The 14,434-nt window shown below is 42.9% G+C and carries 12 protein-coding genes; 6 read left to right on the top strand and 6 right to left on the bottom strand.

Annotated features, from left to right (window positions below):
• Window positions 1-60: 60 nt before the first annotated feature.
• On the bottom strand, window positions 61-2,028 hold the full coding sequence (gene acs, locus C7B70_RS18005) for an acetate--CoA ligase (RefSeq protein ID WP_106370381.1): 1,968 nt from the start codon (window positions 2,026-2,028) through the stop codon (window positions 61-63).
• A 151-nt stretch (window positions 2,029-2,179) separates the two neighbouring features.
• On the opposite strand from acs, the gene C7B70_RS18000 reads away from it, so the two are divergent.
• Both C7B70_RS18000 and C7B70_RS17995 read left to right on the top strand, forming a co-directional pair.
• The gene (locus C7B70_RS18000; RefSeq protein WP_106370380.1) at window positions 2,180-3,415 is read left to right on the top strand and encodes an FtsX-like permease family protein; all 1,236 of its coding nucleotides are present in this window, start codon (window positions 2,180-2,182) and stop codon (window positions 3,413-3,415) included.
• Window positions 3,416-3,593: 178 nt separating this feature from the next.
• Complete coding sequence (locus tag C7B70_RS17995; protein ID WP_106370379.1) at window positions 3,594-4,337, top strand: ABC transporter ATP-binding protein; 744 nt, start codon at window positions 3,594-3,596, stop codon at window positions 4,335-4,337.
• On the opposite strand, the gene C7B70_RS17990 is transcribed toward C7B70_RS17995, so the two are convergent.
• From C7B70_RS17990 to C7B70_RS17975, 4 genes are all read right to left on the bottom strand, one after another.
• Window positions 4,327-5,283 (bottom strand): NAD-dependent epimerase/dehydratase family protein, encoded by a 957-nt coding sequence (locus C7B70_RS17990; protein ID WP_106370378.1) that lies wholly within the window; start codon window positions 5,281-5,283, stop codon window positions 4,327-4,329. The genes C7B70_RS17995 and C7B70_RS17990 overlap by 11 nt on opposite strands.
• Window positions 5,280-6,413 (bottom strand): GNAT family N-acetyltransferase, encoded by a 1,134-nt coding sequence (locus C7B70_RS17985; RefSeq protein ID WP_106370377.1) that lies wholly within the window; start codon window positions 6,411-6,413, stop codon window positions 5,280-5,282. Before C7B70_RS17985 ends, C7B70_RS17990 begins: the two co-directional genes overlap by 4 nt.
• A gap of 95 nt (window positions 6,414-6,508) precedes the next feature.
• Window positions 6,509-7,789: an aminotransferase class I/II-fold pyridoxal phosphate-dependent enzyme gene (locus C7B70_RS17980; protein WP_106370376.1), complete on the bottom strand. Its 1,281-nt coding sequence runs from the start codon at window positions 7,787-7,789 to the stop codon at window positions 6,509-6,511.
• A gap of 183 nt (window positions 7,790-7,972) precedes the next feature.
• Window positions 7,973-9,037 (bottom strand): aromatic ring-hydroxylating dioxygenase subunit alpha, encoded by a 1,065-nt coding sequence (locus tag C7B70_RS17975; RefSeq protein WP_106370375.1) that lies wholly within the window; start codon window positions 9,035-9,037, stop codon window positions 7,973-7,975.
• Between the two features lie 147 nt (window positions 9,038-9,184).
• Here C7B70_RS17975 and C7B70_RS17970 point away from each other — a divergent pair, with 147 nt between their 5' ends.
• Window positions 9,185-10,330, top strand: a complete 1,146-nt coding sequence (locus C7B70_RS17970; protein WP_233220982.1) for an MFS transporter — start codon at window positions 9,185-9,187, stop codon at window positions 10,328-10,330.
• On the opposite strand, the gene C7B70_RS17965 is transcribed toward C7B70_RS17970, so the two are convergent.
• Window positions 10,327-12,000, bottom strand: coding sequence for a GH3 auxin-responsive promoter family protein (locus C7B70_RS17965; RefSeq protein ID WP_106370373.1), 1,674 nt, complete (start codon window positions 11,998-12,000; stop codon window positions 10,327-10,329). The genes C7B70_RS17970 and C7B70_RS17965 overlap by 4 nt on opposite strands.
• Before the next feature lie 71 nt (window positions 12,001-12,071).
• Between C7B70_RS17965 and C7B70_RS17960 the strand changes: the two genes are divergently transcribed.
• From C7B70_RS17960 to C7B70_RS17950, 3 genes are all read left to right on the top strand, one after another.
• On the top strand, window positions 12,072-12,575 hold the full coding sequence (locus C7B70_RS17960; RefSeq protein WP_106370372.1) for a sterol desaturase family protein: 504 nt from the start codon (window positions 12,072-12,074) through the stop codon (window positions 12,573-12,575).
• 25 nt (window positions 12,576-12,600) lie between these two features.
• Window positions 12,601-12,918: an Mpo1-like protein gene (locus C7B70_RS17955; RefSeq protein WP_106370371.1), complete on the top strand. Its 318-nt coding sequence runs from the start codon at window positions 12,601-12,603 to the stop codon at window positions 12,916-12,918.
• Between the two features lie 101 nt (window positions 12,919-13,019).
• Window positions 13,020-14,417, top strand: a complete 1,398-nt coding sequence (locus C7B70_RS17950) for an amidohydrolase family protein (protein ID WP_106370370.1) — start codon at window positions 13,020-13,022, stop codon at window positions 14,415-14,417.
• Window positions 14,418-14,434: the final 17 nt, after the last annotated feature.

Genomic DNA, 14,434 nt, shown 5'->3' with positions numbered 1-14,434 from the left:
ATGGGGGGTTTGGGGGGCAGACCCCCCATATTCGGTTTTTCCTAAACAAGCCCCAAAAGTTTAACCTTCGCCGCGCAGCTTATCGAGTACCCCGCGATCTTCTAAAGTAGAAGTATCGCCAGTAATTTCTTGCCCCGAAGCCAAGCTTCGCAGTAAGCGCCGCATAATTTTACCAGAACGAGTTTTAGGCAAAGAATCAGTAAAACGAATAACTCCCGGACGGGCGATCGCGCCAATTTCTTTAACTACGTGCTGTTTAAGTTCTTTACTTAGTTCATCACTAGGGCTGTAAGTGCCTTCTAAAGTAACAAAAGCAACTATCTCCTCACCTTTAATTTCATCAGGCTTGCTGACTACCGCAGCCTCGGCTACGGCAGGATGAGACACTAAAGCCGACTCAACTTCCATCGTCCCTAAGCGGTGTCCAGAGACGTTGAGGACATCATCTACTCGTCCCATTACCCAAAAATAGCCATCTTCGTCCCGTCTTGCGCCATCTCCAGCAAAGTAAACGTACTGCCCGTTAGTGGGGGGTATATGCTCCCAATAAGTGCGCCGGAAACGCTCATCATCGCCGTAAACCGTCCGCATCATCCCTGGCCAAGGGTGGCGAATAACTAAGTAACCCCCTTCGTTATCGCCGACGGGATTACCTTCAAGATCGACTACATCCGCCATAATTCCAGGAAAAGGACGAGTAGCCGAACCGGGTTTAGTGGCGATCGCCCCCGGCAAAGGCGTAATCATAATTCCCCCGGTTTCAGTTTGCCACCAAGTATCGACAATCGGGCAGATACCGCCGCCAATTACTTGTTGATACCAAATCCAAGCTTCGGGGTTAATAGGTTCTCCTACAGTCCCTAATAGACGCAACGAAGATAGATTTCGGGCGTTGGGCAACTGTTCGCCCATTTTAATAAAAGCTCTAATTGCTGTAGGGGCGGTATAGAAAACGGTAACGCCGTACTTTTCGATTATATCCCACATACAACCAGGGTTTGAGGCACGGGGAGCGCCTTCATACATCAACGTAGTTGCACCGTTGGAAAGTGGCCCATAAACTATATAACTGTGTCCTGTAATCCATCCCACATCGGCAGTACACCAGTAAACATCTGTGTCTTGCAGGTCGAAAATCCATTTTGTAGTAATGTGGGTGTAGAGGTTGTAGCCGCCCGTTGTGTGGACAACTCCTTTAGGCTTTCCTGTACTTCCAGAAGTGTAGAGTACAAACAGCATATCTTCGCTGTCCATTGGTTCAGCAGGACAGTCAGCAGACACAGTTTTTTGCAATTCGTGCCACCAAAAATCCCGTGGCTGCATTTCTACCGCTTGCTTTGTCCGTTGCACTACTAAAACGCTGCTAACGGTGGGTACAGCATTATTAGCTAAAGCTTTATCTACTTGTTCTTTTAGAGGCACGATCGCACCCTTGCGCCAACCACCATCGGCAGTAATGACTACTTTAGCCTCGACATCAATTAATCTGTCGCGCAAAGCTTCAGCACTAAAACCGCCAAAAACTACGCTATGAGCCGCGCCTATTCTGGCACAGGCTAACATGGCGATCGCAGCTTCCGGGATCATCGGCATATAAATTCCCACGCGATCGCCTTTAACTACTCCCAATTGCTTTAAAACATTGGCAAACTGACAAACTTCAAGGTGCAACTGGGCATAAGTAAGGGTACGCGAATCGCCGGGTTCTCCTTCCCAAATTAACGCTGCTTTATTTTTGCGCCAAGTTGTCAAATGACGATCTAAGCAGTTGTAAGAAATATTTGTTTTACCGCCTACAAACCATTTGGCAAAAGGTGGCTGCCAATCTAATACGGTATCCCACTTTTGAAACCAGTGTAGTTCTTGTTCGGCAAGTTCTGCCCAAAACTTTTGTGGATCGCTCTTTGCGCGATCGCATAATTGCTGATACTCCTCTAAGCTTTTAATTTGGGCATTTTGGGAAAACGCCGCCGTTGGAGGAAATAAGCGCTTTTCTTGCAAGATTGATTCAATATTTGACTCAGACATATTTTTTGCTGTAATCGGCTTTGCTCAAAAATATTGTGAACCCATAGTTGCACCAATTAATTTTGAGTTTCATTAAGTATCGGTGCATTTTGCCCTGATACTATGGCAATGGTCTTTTAAATTAGGATATTAGTAATCCGCAATTGGTGCTATGGTTTCTATTGCTCGTAAACATTTGCTTGAGGATATTCCCCGCTTTCTTGTCGCTCAAGCTGGAATTATGTTTGCTGTGAGCTTAGTTACGATTCAAACAGGGATTTTCAACGGCTTTACGCGCTCTACAGCGCAGTTAATGACCAATTCTTCGGCAGATATTTGGGTAGCGTCGGAAAATTTGGTACATCTTGAACTAACTTTACCAATTCCGCTAACTAATTTAAGTCTTTCTCGCCAAGTTGTAGGAGTAGAAAGCGCTGAAGCCTTGATTGTTAAAACTGGTGTATGGCGTAACAACAATGAGATTTCTTTAGCTAGAATTATTGGATTTGACCCTAATGGGCAGCTATTTATACCTCAAAACGTTACTCAAGGAAATATCACTAAGCTCAAAGATCCTTACACAGCAATAGTAGACGCTTCTAACTTAAAGTCTTTAAATCTCAATAAAATTGGCGATCGCGCTGAACTTAGCACTTTATCTATTCAATTAGTCGGTTTAACTACAGGCAATCGCTCGATTATTTCCAATCCTTATATATTTACATCTTTAGAAAACGCCAACGCCTATGCTAATTCTGGGCAAACTACTAATTTATCCTGTCGATTGCCATCAGACTCGGAAGACCTTAAATGTACCAATAGCTACATCAAAGCCGATCCTAATGCTATTGCCCCTAAAAGGCTAACTTCCGCAGATACAATTACTTTTGTCTTAATTCGCGCTCAAAAAGGGCAAGACTTAGCAGCATTGAAGCGAAGATTAATTGCCGCTTTACCTAATACTAGCGCCTATACTCACGCCGAATTAATGCAAAGAACTCAAGCTTTTTGGCAACAAAGGACGGGTATTGGTTTTATTTTGGCTTTGGGTGCAGTGGTAGGTGTAATCGTTGGGGGTATTATTGTCGGACAAATTCTTTACGCCTCAGTATCCGATCGCCTCAAAGAGTTTGGAACTTTAAAAGCAATGGGAGCGTCCGATTTTACTATCTATAGTGTAATTCTCGAACAAGCTTTATGGATGGCAATTTTGGGCTACTTGCCAAGTATGGCGCTTTGTTGGGGGGTATCGGCTTGGACGCTGGCAAGTCAGGGGATCTTGATTTTAATTACACCTACTATTGCGATCGCAGTTTTGGGAATCACGGTAGTAATGTGTGTAGGGTCGGGAGTTTTTGCTATTCAAAAAGTTATGCACCTCGATCCAGCGTCGGTATTCAAAGCCTAGTCGCTAAAAAATCGGATTGCAACAAATTGAAATATCCGCTTGATTAGGTATGCCAGAAGCTCTAACTGTCCACACCAATTAGCTGTTAGGATCGAGAAAAGTAATAATAATTCATATTTCTTACAATGGCACAGTTTTATCTGGCGCTTCAATATTACCCACCAAAAATAGTAAATAAATGACTGCTGCTAAGTTTAAAAATTTTCCTAATCAAATTGAAGCTCTAGGTATTGATTTGGTTACTACCCAAAGTAAAGTAATTGTTGCTAAGGGTGTGGAAATGGAGTTTAAATCTCAAAAACGATGCTTTCAAATATTGAAAGGTATAGATTTAGCAATTCCCAAAGGCAATATTCAGTTACTAATGGGCCCGTCGGGTTCGGGTAAAACTACTTTGCTCTCTATTTTGGCTGGGTTGATGACACCAACTAGAGGGAAAGTAAGTTTATTAGGTGAAGATATTACAAGTATGTCTCGCCAAAAATTAGCGAAATTTAGACAGCAAAATATTGGCTTTATTTTTCAAAATTTCAACTTATTTCCCGCACTCACCGCCAGCGAAAACATTGAAGTGGCGCTAAATATTCAGGGAATAAATAGAAAAACTGCAAAGCATCAAGCACAGGTGCTATTAGGGCAAGTAGGCTTAGAAAATCAGGCAGAGCAAAAACCCAGCGATTTATCTGGAGGACAAAAACAACGAGTAGCGATCGCGCGGGCTTTAGCAGGTTCTCCTCAATTAATTATGGCAGACGAACCAACGGCGGCGTTGGATTCAAAAAGCGGACATTCAGTAATTGAATTATTGCGTGCTTTGGCGAAAGAGCAAGGTTGTACAGTGCTGATGGTGACGCACGATCCGCGTATTATTGATGTCGCTGATAGCGTTACTTATTTGGAAGATGGGACGCTCAAAGAGTAACTAATTCTTTTAAAGTTTCTGTCACCGAGCGGGGTTGCCAGTCTAATTCTGTACGGGCTTTAGTAGCATATACTCTCACGCAGCGATCGTATATATAATGCACTCTTTCCCGGCTTAGAGGTGGTTGAAATTTAAATAACCTCCCTAAAGGATCTAACAGGTTTCCGGCAAGCCTAACTAACCATTTAGGGGCTTCGCGGGGTGCGGGAATGCCTGTAAAGCTTGCCATGGTTGCAAACATTTCTTTCGTTGTTAAGTCTCCGGCGGAAATAATGTATTTGTCTCCATTAATGCCTTTTTCGGCGGCTAGAATCATCGCGGCGGCTAAGTCGTCTACATGAACAATGCCCGTAACGCGACTTCCTCCTGCCCACAGTTTTAGCTTTCTGTTGATAAATTGCTGCAATATAGGGCGAAAATGTGGATCGTCTGCGCCAAAAATGCCAGAAGGCAAAATGCTTACTACGGGCAATCCTTGGGATGCAAAACTATCGACTAATTCTTGAGCAAGGTACTTTGTGCGATCGTAAGCTGAAGAAAAGCCTTGTTGAGTACGTTTAAATCCTTCATTAATAGCTTGCCCCCCAGTATCACCAAATATGCCGATGGTACTGCAATAAACTATTTTACTAACATTGCAAGCTTTGGCAACTTCTAACACGGTGCGGGTTCCTTCTACGTTTACTCGCTCCATTTCTTTTTCGTTGACAATTCCTATCTCTACATAGGCGGCGGTATGAAAAACTACATCTACCCCGGAGATCGCTTGCTGTAAGGCGGCGGAATCTGTAATGTCTCCATAGACTAGCTCAATGTCACAATTAGCTAAACGATCTAAGTTGCTCGACTTTCTAACTAAACCAATAACGCGATCGCCATTATTTACTAAAACTTTTACTAAGTGAGAACCTGTAAACCCATTCGCCCCAGTAACTAGCGCTTTCATAAAGCTTTTTCGTAAATGCGATAGGTTTTATAAATTTTGGCTCCGCAAGCTTCGATCAATTTGCGAGATGGGTAATTATCTTCATACACCCAAGAAAGTTCGCAATCTTTGTAAGGTTTTCCTTCCTTAAGTACGCCTTGCATTCCTAAATAGATTAAAGCTGCTGCCACCATTTTGCGGCGATATTCGGGCAACGCGCAAACTAAAGCTACTCTCCCTCTATTTATTTGTCGCCGATACCACAGAAATTTTAAAGTTCCTAGCCAATCTAGTTTTCCGCCTAGATGTTTTAGCACCATATTGTAGTCTGGCAATCCCACAAAACAGCCAATCATCTTCCCTTCATATTCAGCAATCGGGAAAGCGTCGGGATCTACTATACTTTGTAAGGATTTAGCCTCAGCTAAAAATTCTTCTTCGGTGCGCGGCGTATAACTCCAGTTGTTTGAATAGGCGGCATTGAGCAAATTGTAAAGGTTGTGGCAATCTTCCTCAAAAGCTGCGCCTTTGGTTCTAATTAGCCGAAAGTTAACGCCAGATTTGCAAGCAATTCTATGCGCCTTTGTAAATTCTTCTGATAATCCTGCACCGATGGGTAATTCGTAAGCATAGGCATCTTTTGCTTTATTCCAGCCATCAAGCTGCATAAATTCTGGATAATAACGCGGATTATAGGGCATCAAAATCATTGGTGGCGAATCGAAGCCATCAACTAAAAACAAACAGTTGTTATGAGTAGATAAATCGATGGGCCCTCTAATAACTGCCATACCTTGATCTTGCAGCCATTTACGGGCAGATTTTAGCAACGCTTGAGCGATCGCATAGTCTTCTACACACTCAAAATAGCCAAACAACCCAACATCTTTACCTTCAGTTTCAATTAAACGATGGTTAACAGCAGCAACTATTCTGCCCAAAGGCTCATTACTGGGAGATACGGCTATAAACTGTTGCAACTTGCCATACTGAAAAAATGAATTTTCTGGGGCAAATTGTTTGGCAACGCCGCTCCGGATTGGTGGAACCCAGTTAGCATCGCCCTTATATACCCGACTAGGGACATCTAAAAATATCTCGCTGTCGGCTTTGTTTGTTACTGCCCGGATCTGAAAATTTGAGTTTGACACAAATAAATTTGGTTAATAAGCTGTTAGTTATTAGCCAACAGTTAACTAATTAAGAACTAATAGTTGATTACCAATTACCAATTACCCATCACCAATTAAGCACTAATTGTTGGTTCATACAACAAATCTCTAGTTGCTACCATTCCGGCAACCAAACGATCCATTTCCTGCTGAGTATGGAGGGCATTAACGGTAATACGGATGCGAGGCTTGGCTATAAACCAAATCGGCGACACCCAAAGACCGTAATTAACCATCATTTGTTTGCCAAACATTTTTGGATTAATTTCAGGCGGTAAAATGACGGGAATTACGTTAGTTTCGCCAATAGCTGTAAAACCACGCTCAGTTAAACGTGATCGCAAGTATTGAGTATTTGCTTGCAATTGCTGTACTATTTCGGGTGATTTCCGCACTTGTCGAATGCTCTCTAAAGCTGCTCCTGCTAAAGGTGGCGGTAAAGAAATTGTGCCAATAGAAGTAGGCGATACGTTTAGTAACGGGATTAGTTCCCTAACATGAGTGCTAATTGCTGCACCCGCCGAAGCGGCAAACTTAGAAAAAGTAGTCATAATCAGGGGGATAATGCCCTTTTCAATTGCATGGCTAGGTAAAATACCAAAATGCTCGTAAATGCCGCGTCCGGTAGCTCCTATCGAGCCGCTTGCGTGGGCTTCGTCCATTAATAGCACGCTACCAGGATAGTTTTGCATCACCTCTATCATGGCTGGGAGCGGGGCAATATCTCCATCCATTGAGAATACGGCATCAGAAACTACCATAATGCGATCACCTGGGCGGACATACCTGCGTAACTTGCGCGCCAAGTCTTCTACGTCGCAGTGACGATAAGCTTTTACTCTAACGTTGGGACTATGCCCAAACACCTTACCCGACCGAGTTCCAGCATTAACAACTGCCGAAACAATACAGCCGTGATTTAGCACATCGGTCAAAATCAAAGTTTCGCGAGTATGAGTAAACCCTGGTACGGGAATTGCCAAGTGACAAAAGGCATCCATCAACGCTTGCATCGCCATCCAAGCATTGAGAAATAGTTGGGTATGGGGTAGATGCTTAAAATCAGATATTTCTGCTTCTAGCTGTCTATGTAGGTCAATGCGACCGCTCAAAACCGAGCAAGAGCTATTAGACGTGCCATACTGAATAATTGCGTCTATTGCCGCTTGCTTTACAGCTTCGTTATGAACTAGCCCTAATACATCATTAGTACAAAAAGTCAGAGCAGTTTGGCGACTTCCGGTAGCTGCTTCTTCAATTTCTACTAAGTTTCCTTGCTTTTGATGACAAATATACTCCTCAGGCTCGAGTCCACTTTCATACCAGCGTTGAACATACTCTTTGATAACTTGCACTAACTTACTCCCCTCACCTTTTACCAAATAGCCGATTGTTTGTAGCTCAATAGATTCTCGCTGGCTCTATATTTGCTATCTAGTCTTTAGCAAAAGCCTTATTAGAGAACACATGATACTGTTTATTAAGAAATTTATCTAGTAAAAACATTTTATCGGAATGTCTTTGCATAAATTTATCTTTCATTTTTTTTGACTAGATTGTTGTAAAAATTGTTCGTACTGTCGCACAATTAATCGTTGAATAGCAATGATTGCTGGGTTGATTTCGACGTAACGGCGATCGCGGTTAGCTAAATAAGTCCGTTGTTCGCTTTCAATCATCTCTATATCTTGAGCTAAAAATTTCTCTAATACTAAACGCCTTAGCAGCTTTTGTAACAATGGCTGTAACGGTTTTAAAATTGACTGCGGTAGACGAACTTTAAAGAAAAACAACGCAAAAGACCTACTTTCTGTAGCACTTACGGGCAATCTAAAAAGGTACAGGCTAGAAACTCCTTGCAAAGTTGTGTAGTAGTTAGGGTAATGATACTGAACTGCTACGGGTAAAGTTGTAACTTGGTCGGCTTTTTCGCTTAGTCCCAAAAATTTAGCCATCCACCCGCGATAGGAAACTTGATAATCGGCGCAAACGGCGGTTTCTGTCTCGCGCAAGTTTACAAGTACCGGATCGAACCAACCTTGTAATTTTTGGTGCAAAAAGCCATGAAATACATCCATAGTATTTTCATTGCAGATTGAAAAATGTGCCTGAAAGTGGGCAGACAAAGGAACTACTAACCATTCTTTTTGACTGAGTTCGGGAATATCTGGTAAGTTTTGGGTGTTAGCTAAAGCGCGATCGCCCGGAAATAGCCAAATTACATTATATTTTTCCTCTACTGGATAACTACGGGTTTGGGCGCGGGGTAGCTTTTGGGTTTTGGGTAAGTAGGGAATATTGACACAATCCCCTTCGCCGTTAAATTCCCACCCATGATACCCACAAGCAAGATTACAGCCCGTTACTGCACCCTGATGGAGGGCAACGCCTTTGTGGGGACACGCGTCCTCTAGGGCATGGATTTGACCTAGTTCGTCGCGGTAAATTGCGATCGCCTGTGACCAAATAACCACAGGCATGATTTCCCCAATTTTTAGTCTGTCTGCCCACCCTACCGCATACCAATAGTTAGGATTTATACCTACTTCGCGGACATTATTTTCGACTACTTGGCTAGTTAAATTTGGGGCTAGTTGCTTCATTATCGGTATTGTTGACAACTTCTATGACAAAATTTAGCGTTAAGGATTTTTTTAGTCAAAATATAGATCTGTAAGTCAGCGATCTATACTGGCGTTGTAAAAATTTATACACCTATTTTGACTGTAGACAAAACGAGCGATAATTTTTTGAAACTAAACGATCCTAAGTTATTAATCCTTTTAGCATCTGGTTCCCTAACTACTATGGCGGGGGGTGTAATCGCCCCGGTTCTACCCGATATAGTACAACAACTCCAACTAGATCCGGGACTGGCTGCCAATTTAGTTAGCGTCCATTGTCTCACCTTGGCTTTGTTTAGCCCTTTATTGGGCATTCTGGCAGACCGCCTAGGGCGAGTAAAAGTGTTAGTTGCTTCGCTATTTTGTTACGCTCTATTTGGGGTAGCGGGAGCTTTTATGTCCAGTTTTATCCCCTTATTAGTGACGCGGGGTTTGATTGGCGCAGCTAGTGGAGGAATCGCCGCCGCTAGTTTGGGGTTATTAGGCAGTAACTACGAAGGAGAGTCCCGAAGTGTAGCACTAGGCTACGCTACCAGCACCCTAACAATTACAGGAATTTTGTTCCCGCTTCTTGGGGGCTTCGTGGGGGCTAATAACTGGCAATATACTTTTTATCTTTACGCTTTAGGACTGCCTTTAGCTATTTTAGCAAGGGTAGTTTTGAGGAAAGACAAAAAACCAGCCCTGGCAAAGGAAATAAACTACAAATTAAGCCAAGTTTTAAGACAACCTCAAACTTTATGGTTGTTACTTACGTTGCTATTGGTATCTGTTGCCATGTATGCAGTGGTGATTTACGCGCCGCTTTACCTCAAAACCACAATTGGGGCGGGGGCAGTTTTAAACGGTGTTGTCTTAGCTTCAAGAGCCATCGGAGCGGCGGCTATTTCCGCTTTTGGGAGCAAAGGGGTGGCGCAGAAATTGGGGTTGCCTAGGGCGATCGCAATGGGCTGTACATTGATGGCTATAACATTGATACTTATACCTTTACTGCACACAATCGGCCCCATTATTTTCACGGCGATTTTGTTTGGTGTAGGGTTTGGGCTAGTGTTACCCAACGTTTATAGCGCTTTAGCCAATCTTGCTATCCCCAATTTGCGATCGAGTGTTTTAGCGGCGGGTACAGGAGCGGGGTTTTTGGGACAGTTTTTATCTCCAATTATTCTTAGACCAATGTTTAATTATGGTGGATTAGAAACAGTTTTTTATGGGGCGGCGCTTGTGGCGATTACGGCGGGAGTTTTAATGTTGTTGAGTCAAGATGGTTAATCAAGTCTAATTTCTTGCTCTACCTTTAACCCTGATAGAAAATTGCGATCATCGCTGATATGCGGAAATTTTAGTTGAGAATCGGGAATGCCTTTAAGCAACTGACGCTGACGTACAATCGCAAAGCTTCCCAACGCAAGCACTCGCAAGCGTGGGGAGGGAATAGGATCGGGACGTTTAATTGCGTAGGAAGTATTATTTTCTTGCAGCAATAGATCGAAAGCTGTTAAAAATCCTGAATAATCTTCTAAGATTTCACCAGGCGCGAGTTCAATGTTGACAAGGTAAGAAGGCGGAAGTGTCTCGTCGGATAAAGTTATACAAAAATCTTCTAAAAGTACAGAGAATTTTTGCTGCAAGTCTTGCATTACTTTAGTTACATGAAACTCGGTAGTTTTTTCTGTAGTAGAGGAAATCAACCCACCGCGACGATAGCGAAATACGAGCAACGGCGCTTGCTCGTAAAAACCCACAACTTCAACCACATCGCCAATATCGTAACGGTAAAAGCCACTGTAATTAGTCACTAAAATCCGGTAAAGTTCCCCCGGTTTAACTTCTGTTGCGAGTAAAGTTTGGGGATGAGCCGCTTCCCATTGGTCTTGGGGGATAAACTCAAAAAAGCCACTTTCAATCGCTAAAATACTACCATCGGTATTGAGAGCGTGGTTAATGCTAAACGTGCCTTCGGCGGAGGAATAAACCGCTCCAAAACCCGGTGTATCCTCAAAGTAAGTAGGAAATCGCTCAAAGTAAAAATCAGACGTGCCGCCCCGCGCCGTAGCCACAAAAGATAGGTTAGACCAAGCAAGTTTTGGAGTCAAGATGCCATGAGACTTGTAAATTTCTCTTAATTGCGCGGCGCGACGGGGGTTTGCCACTATTTGTCGTTCTAAAAGGGCGCGAACTTCTGGCTCTAAACTTAACCAACTAGCGATTTTTCCGGTTTCCAAATCCTTAATTAAGTCTTCGGTGTAAAGCTCTAAATAGTTGCAGATTCGCAATACCAACATCGGAAAATTTGCCCCAATTCCGCGCAAATTGGGGTTTGCTAAAGCAAATAACAAGCAAATATAATGACGAGCTAAACTATCGGCAGGCTGCAAAGTTTCGTAAGGATGAGCAAATAGTTGTTCGTAGACAAACTTTCCCATGCGTAAAACTCCCACACTTGCAGTCCCGTAGTCAATACCGCCGCTAGTTGTCCCGACAAGTTGGACGGAATTTGTGGCTAGAAGTTTGCCAAATTTGCGCCCTTGGGATTTCAAGGCTTCCTGTAAAAAGCCGATGCTGGTGAGATTGGGTTGAAGTAAGGAATTTTGAAAACGTTTAGTAACGGGAATTAGCTTTTGCTTGCTCGTAGAACCGCTAGTAAGATTAAAATATACTACCGGGTCGCTAGTAAGAATATTTTGTTCTCCTTTGGCAATGCGATCGCACAATCGCTCGTAACTGCTATAAGGTAAAACGGGAATACGGCTTCTAAACTGATCTATAGTTTTGATTTCGCCGATTTTGTAAGCGCGTCCAAGCTCAGTATTTTGATACGCAAAAAGTAGCTTTCGCAAAAATTGTTCTTGAACAGCGTTTGTTTGTCGAGTTTTTTGGATAAAGTTATTTTTAACTTGATTAGCGACAGTAGTTAGAAGGGGAAGTAAGAAATTTGCCATTATGAGGTTGCAAAATTTAGCTTGATCGGATTAAAAATCAATAATGCCTAATCCACACTGTAGGAGGATTTATGCTGAAAGCGTCAGACGTATCTTTGGCGGTTTTTTGTTTTACTTTAGCTTTTGTCTTAGCAAGTTTATTAGAGTATTGGCTGCATCGATTGATGCACGTCTCAAAAAAAGTCGGCGCGCGTCACTTAGAACACCATCGAAAGAACATCGGACAAGGTGTACTGTGGGAATTTCGAGATTATATCCAAGGAGCTATTGTTTTAATCGCGGCGATGTTCCTGTACTCTTGGATTGCGGGTATTGGCTGGCTTTTGGGTAGTCTTGCATACGCTGCTTTCTCCGCTTATGCTCATCAACTCCAACACGAAAACCCCACTAAGTGTTTTTGGATGAAAATGCCCGTTCATTACGTTCATCATAAGTACGGAATGTGGGATCACAATTTTGGTTTAGCTGTAGATTGGTGGGATAAAGTTTTTGGTACTTACAAGTTGGTAGATTGGTTAACAGAAGAGGAATTGAGTCAGCCAGAGCGGAACTTGCTACAACTGCGATGGTGGTAAATTAGCAACTAAAAGGAGAATTATTTTGACTTATTTTCAAGAAGCTAAAGTTTATTTTGCCCAGTGTCACCAGCACCCCATTAATCAACTATTGCACCATATTACTAATATTTTAGCGATCGCCTCTCCATTCATTTTATTCTACGATTGGCGGCTGACGGTGGTTTGCTTAGTTTTAACGCAAGTGTTGGCTATAGGCGGACACTTTATTTTTGAAAAGAATCAACCCGCTTTTGCTAAATACCCTGTCTGGGTAACTATTCCTACCTCCTTAATGTGGTCGTTTCAACGGTGGTTTGGTTTGCGCCAAGTTTGGCAATATTTGCAACAAAAAACGGCTTAATTTTAAATTTGTCAGCCAAAAACTAGCTAATACAGCTTGTTTTCGCTACATTAGACCGAGTGCTGCAAAAAAATTTCACCTATTGACTTTGAGGATAATTCATGTATCAGGGTTTGAAAGTCATTGATGCCGATGCCCACAAGTTAGAAAATCCCTTAGTATTGCGCGAGTATTTAGATCCAGAGTACCGCGATCGCATCGGACTTGCGATCGACAGTCTCGGCGACCAAAGAGCAAGGATTGTAGACTTTAATCCAGCAACGGGCAAAAATGATTATATGCGGATGTTTCCGCAGCCCCAAGGGATGGGTAAAGGCGGTTTTCGCAACTTACACCCCGACACAACGCTAGGGGCAATGTTTAACCGCGTACGCATCGAACATATGGACACCGAAGGGGTAGATGTTCATGTGATTTACGGTACGCTCAATTTAGTCTTTTCGAGTATTTTAGATAAAGACTTCGCGATCGCCCTTTGTCGCGCTTACAACAGCTACATAGCGGATGATTGTAGAGGCTACGATAACAGACTCAAGCCCATTGGTGTTTTACCTCTGCAAGATGTCAACGAAGCTGTTGCTGAAATGCACCGTTGTATCAACGAATTAGGCATGATTAGCGTAGCAGTTGCGCCAAATATGCCCATTCCTCACCCCAAAGCCCCCGATGCTTTCCCAGAAATACGTAGTTGCAAAACTATCAGTCACCCAGACTTTCGCCCCATTTTGCAAGCGGCGGTAGACTTAGATATTGCCCTTGGTATTCATGGCGGCCCAGGTTCGTATATGGTAGGCGGAATTGCTGACTATACGGAAACTTTTGTACTTACACATATTTTTGTACAAAGAAATCAGCAACAACTAGCTTTAGCGCGAATGGTTTTTGATGGCGCTTTTGAACAATTCCCTACTTTGCGTGTAGGCTTTTTAGAAGGTGGTTGCGGTTGGTTGCCAGATTTGGCTCATGCTTTCCACGAGCATTGGGAAAAAAGGATTCGGGACTTCGATCCTAAGAAGCCTTATCGCCCTTCTTTGATGGAGTTTACTAAGCTAATGGTGCAAGAAAGAGGCACTAGCAACAACTTCAACTTAATTAGTCAAGCAAAGAATATGTTTGACTTATTGTGGAATACTCAACACGATCCGGCAAAAATCAATGATGAAAGCTTGTACGAGCATTACGACTTACGTCACCGCGATCCAATGGAGTATTTTCATAGAGGACAAATTTATACTTCCTTTGAATCCGACGATCCGGGCCCCGCTTACCTTCCTGTAGCGATGGGTGAAATAGGCAAACACTTAACTTGTTTCTCTGGAGACTACGGACATTGGGACGGAGTATTGCATAATTGTGTCAAAGATGCGGCAGAAGTTGCCGATTATGACCGTGAACATTTAGAACTATTGTTAGGCGGTAATGCTTTGGCGCTTTATGGCAAAACCTTACAAAACTCTTTACCTAGCTACTTAACAGCGCCTTCACCTGCTGTAAGTTAATTAAAGATACAGGGCGA

This window comes from Chlorogloea sp. CCALA 695 (assembly GCF_003003885.1).
Taxonomy (GTDB): Bacteria; Cyanobacteriota; Cyanobacteriia; order Cyanobacteriales; family Chroococcidiopsidaceae; genus Aliterella.
This window is presented reverse-complemented; position numbering and strand designations above follow the sequence as displayed.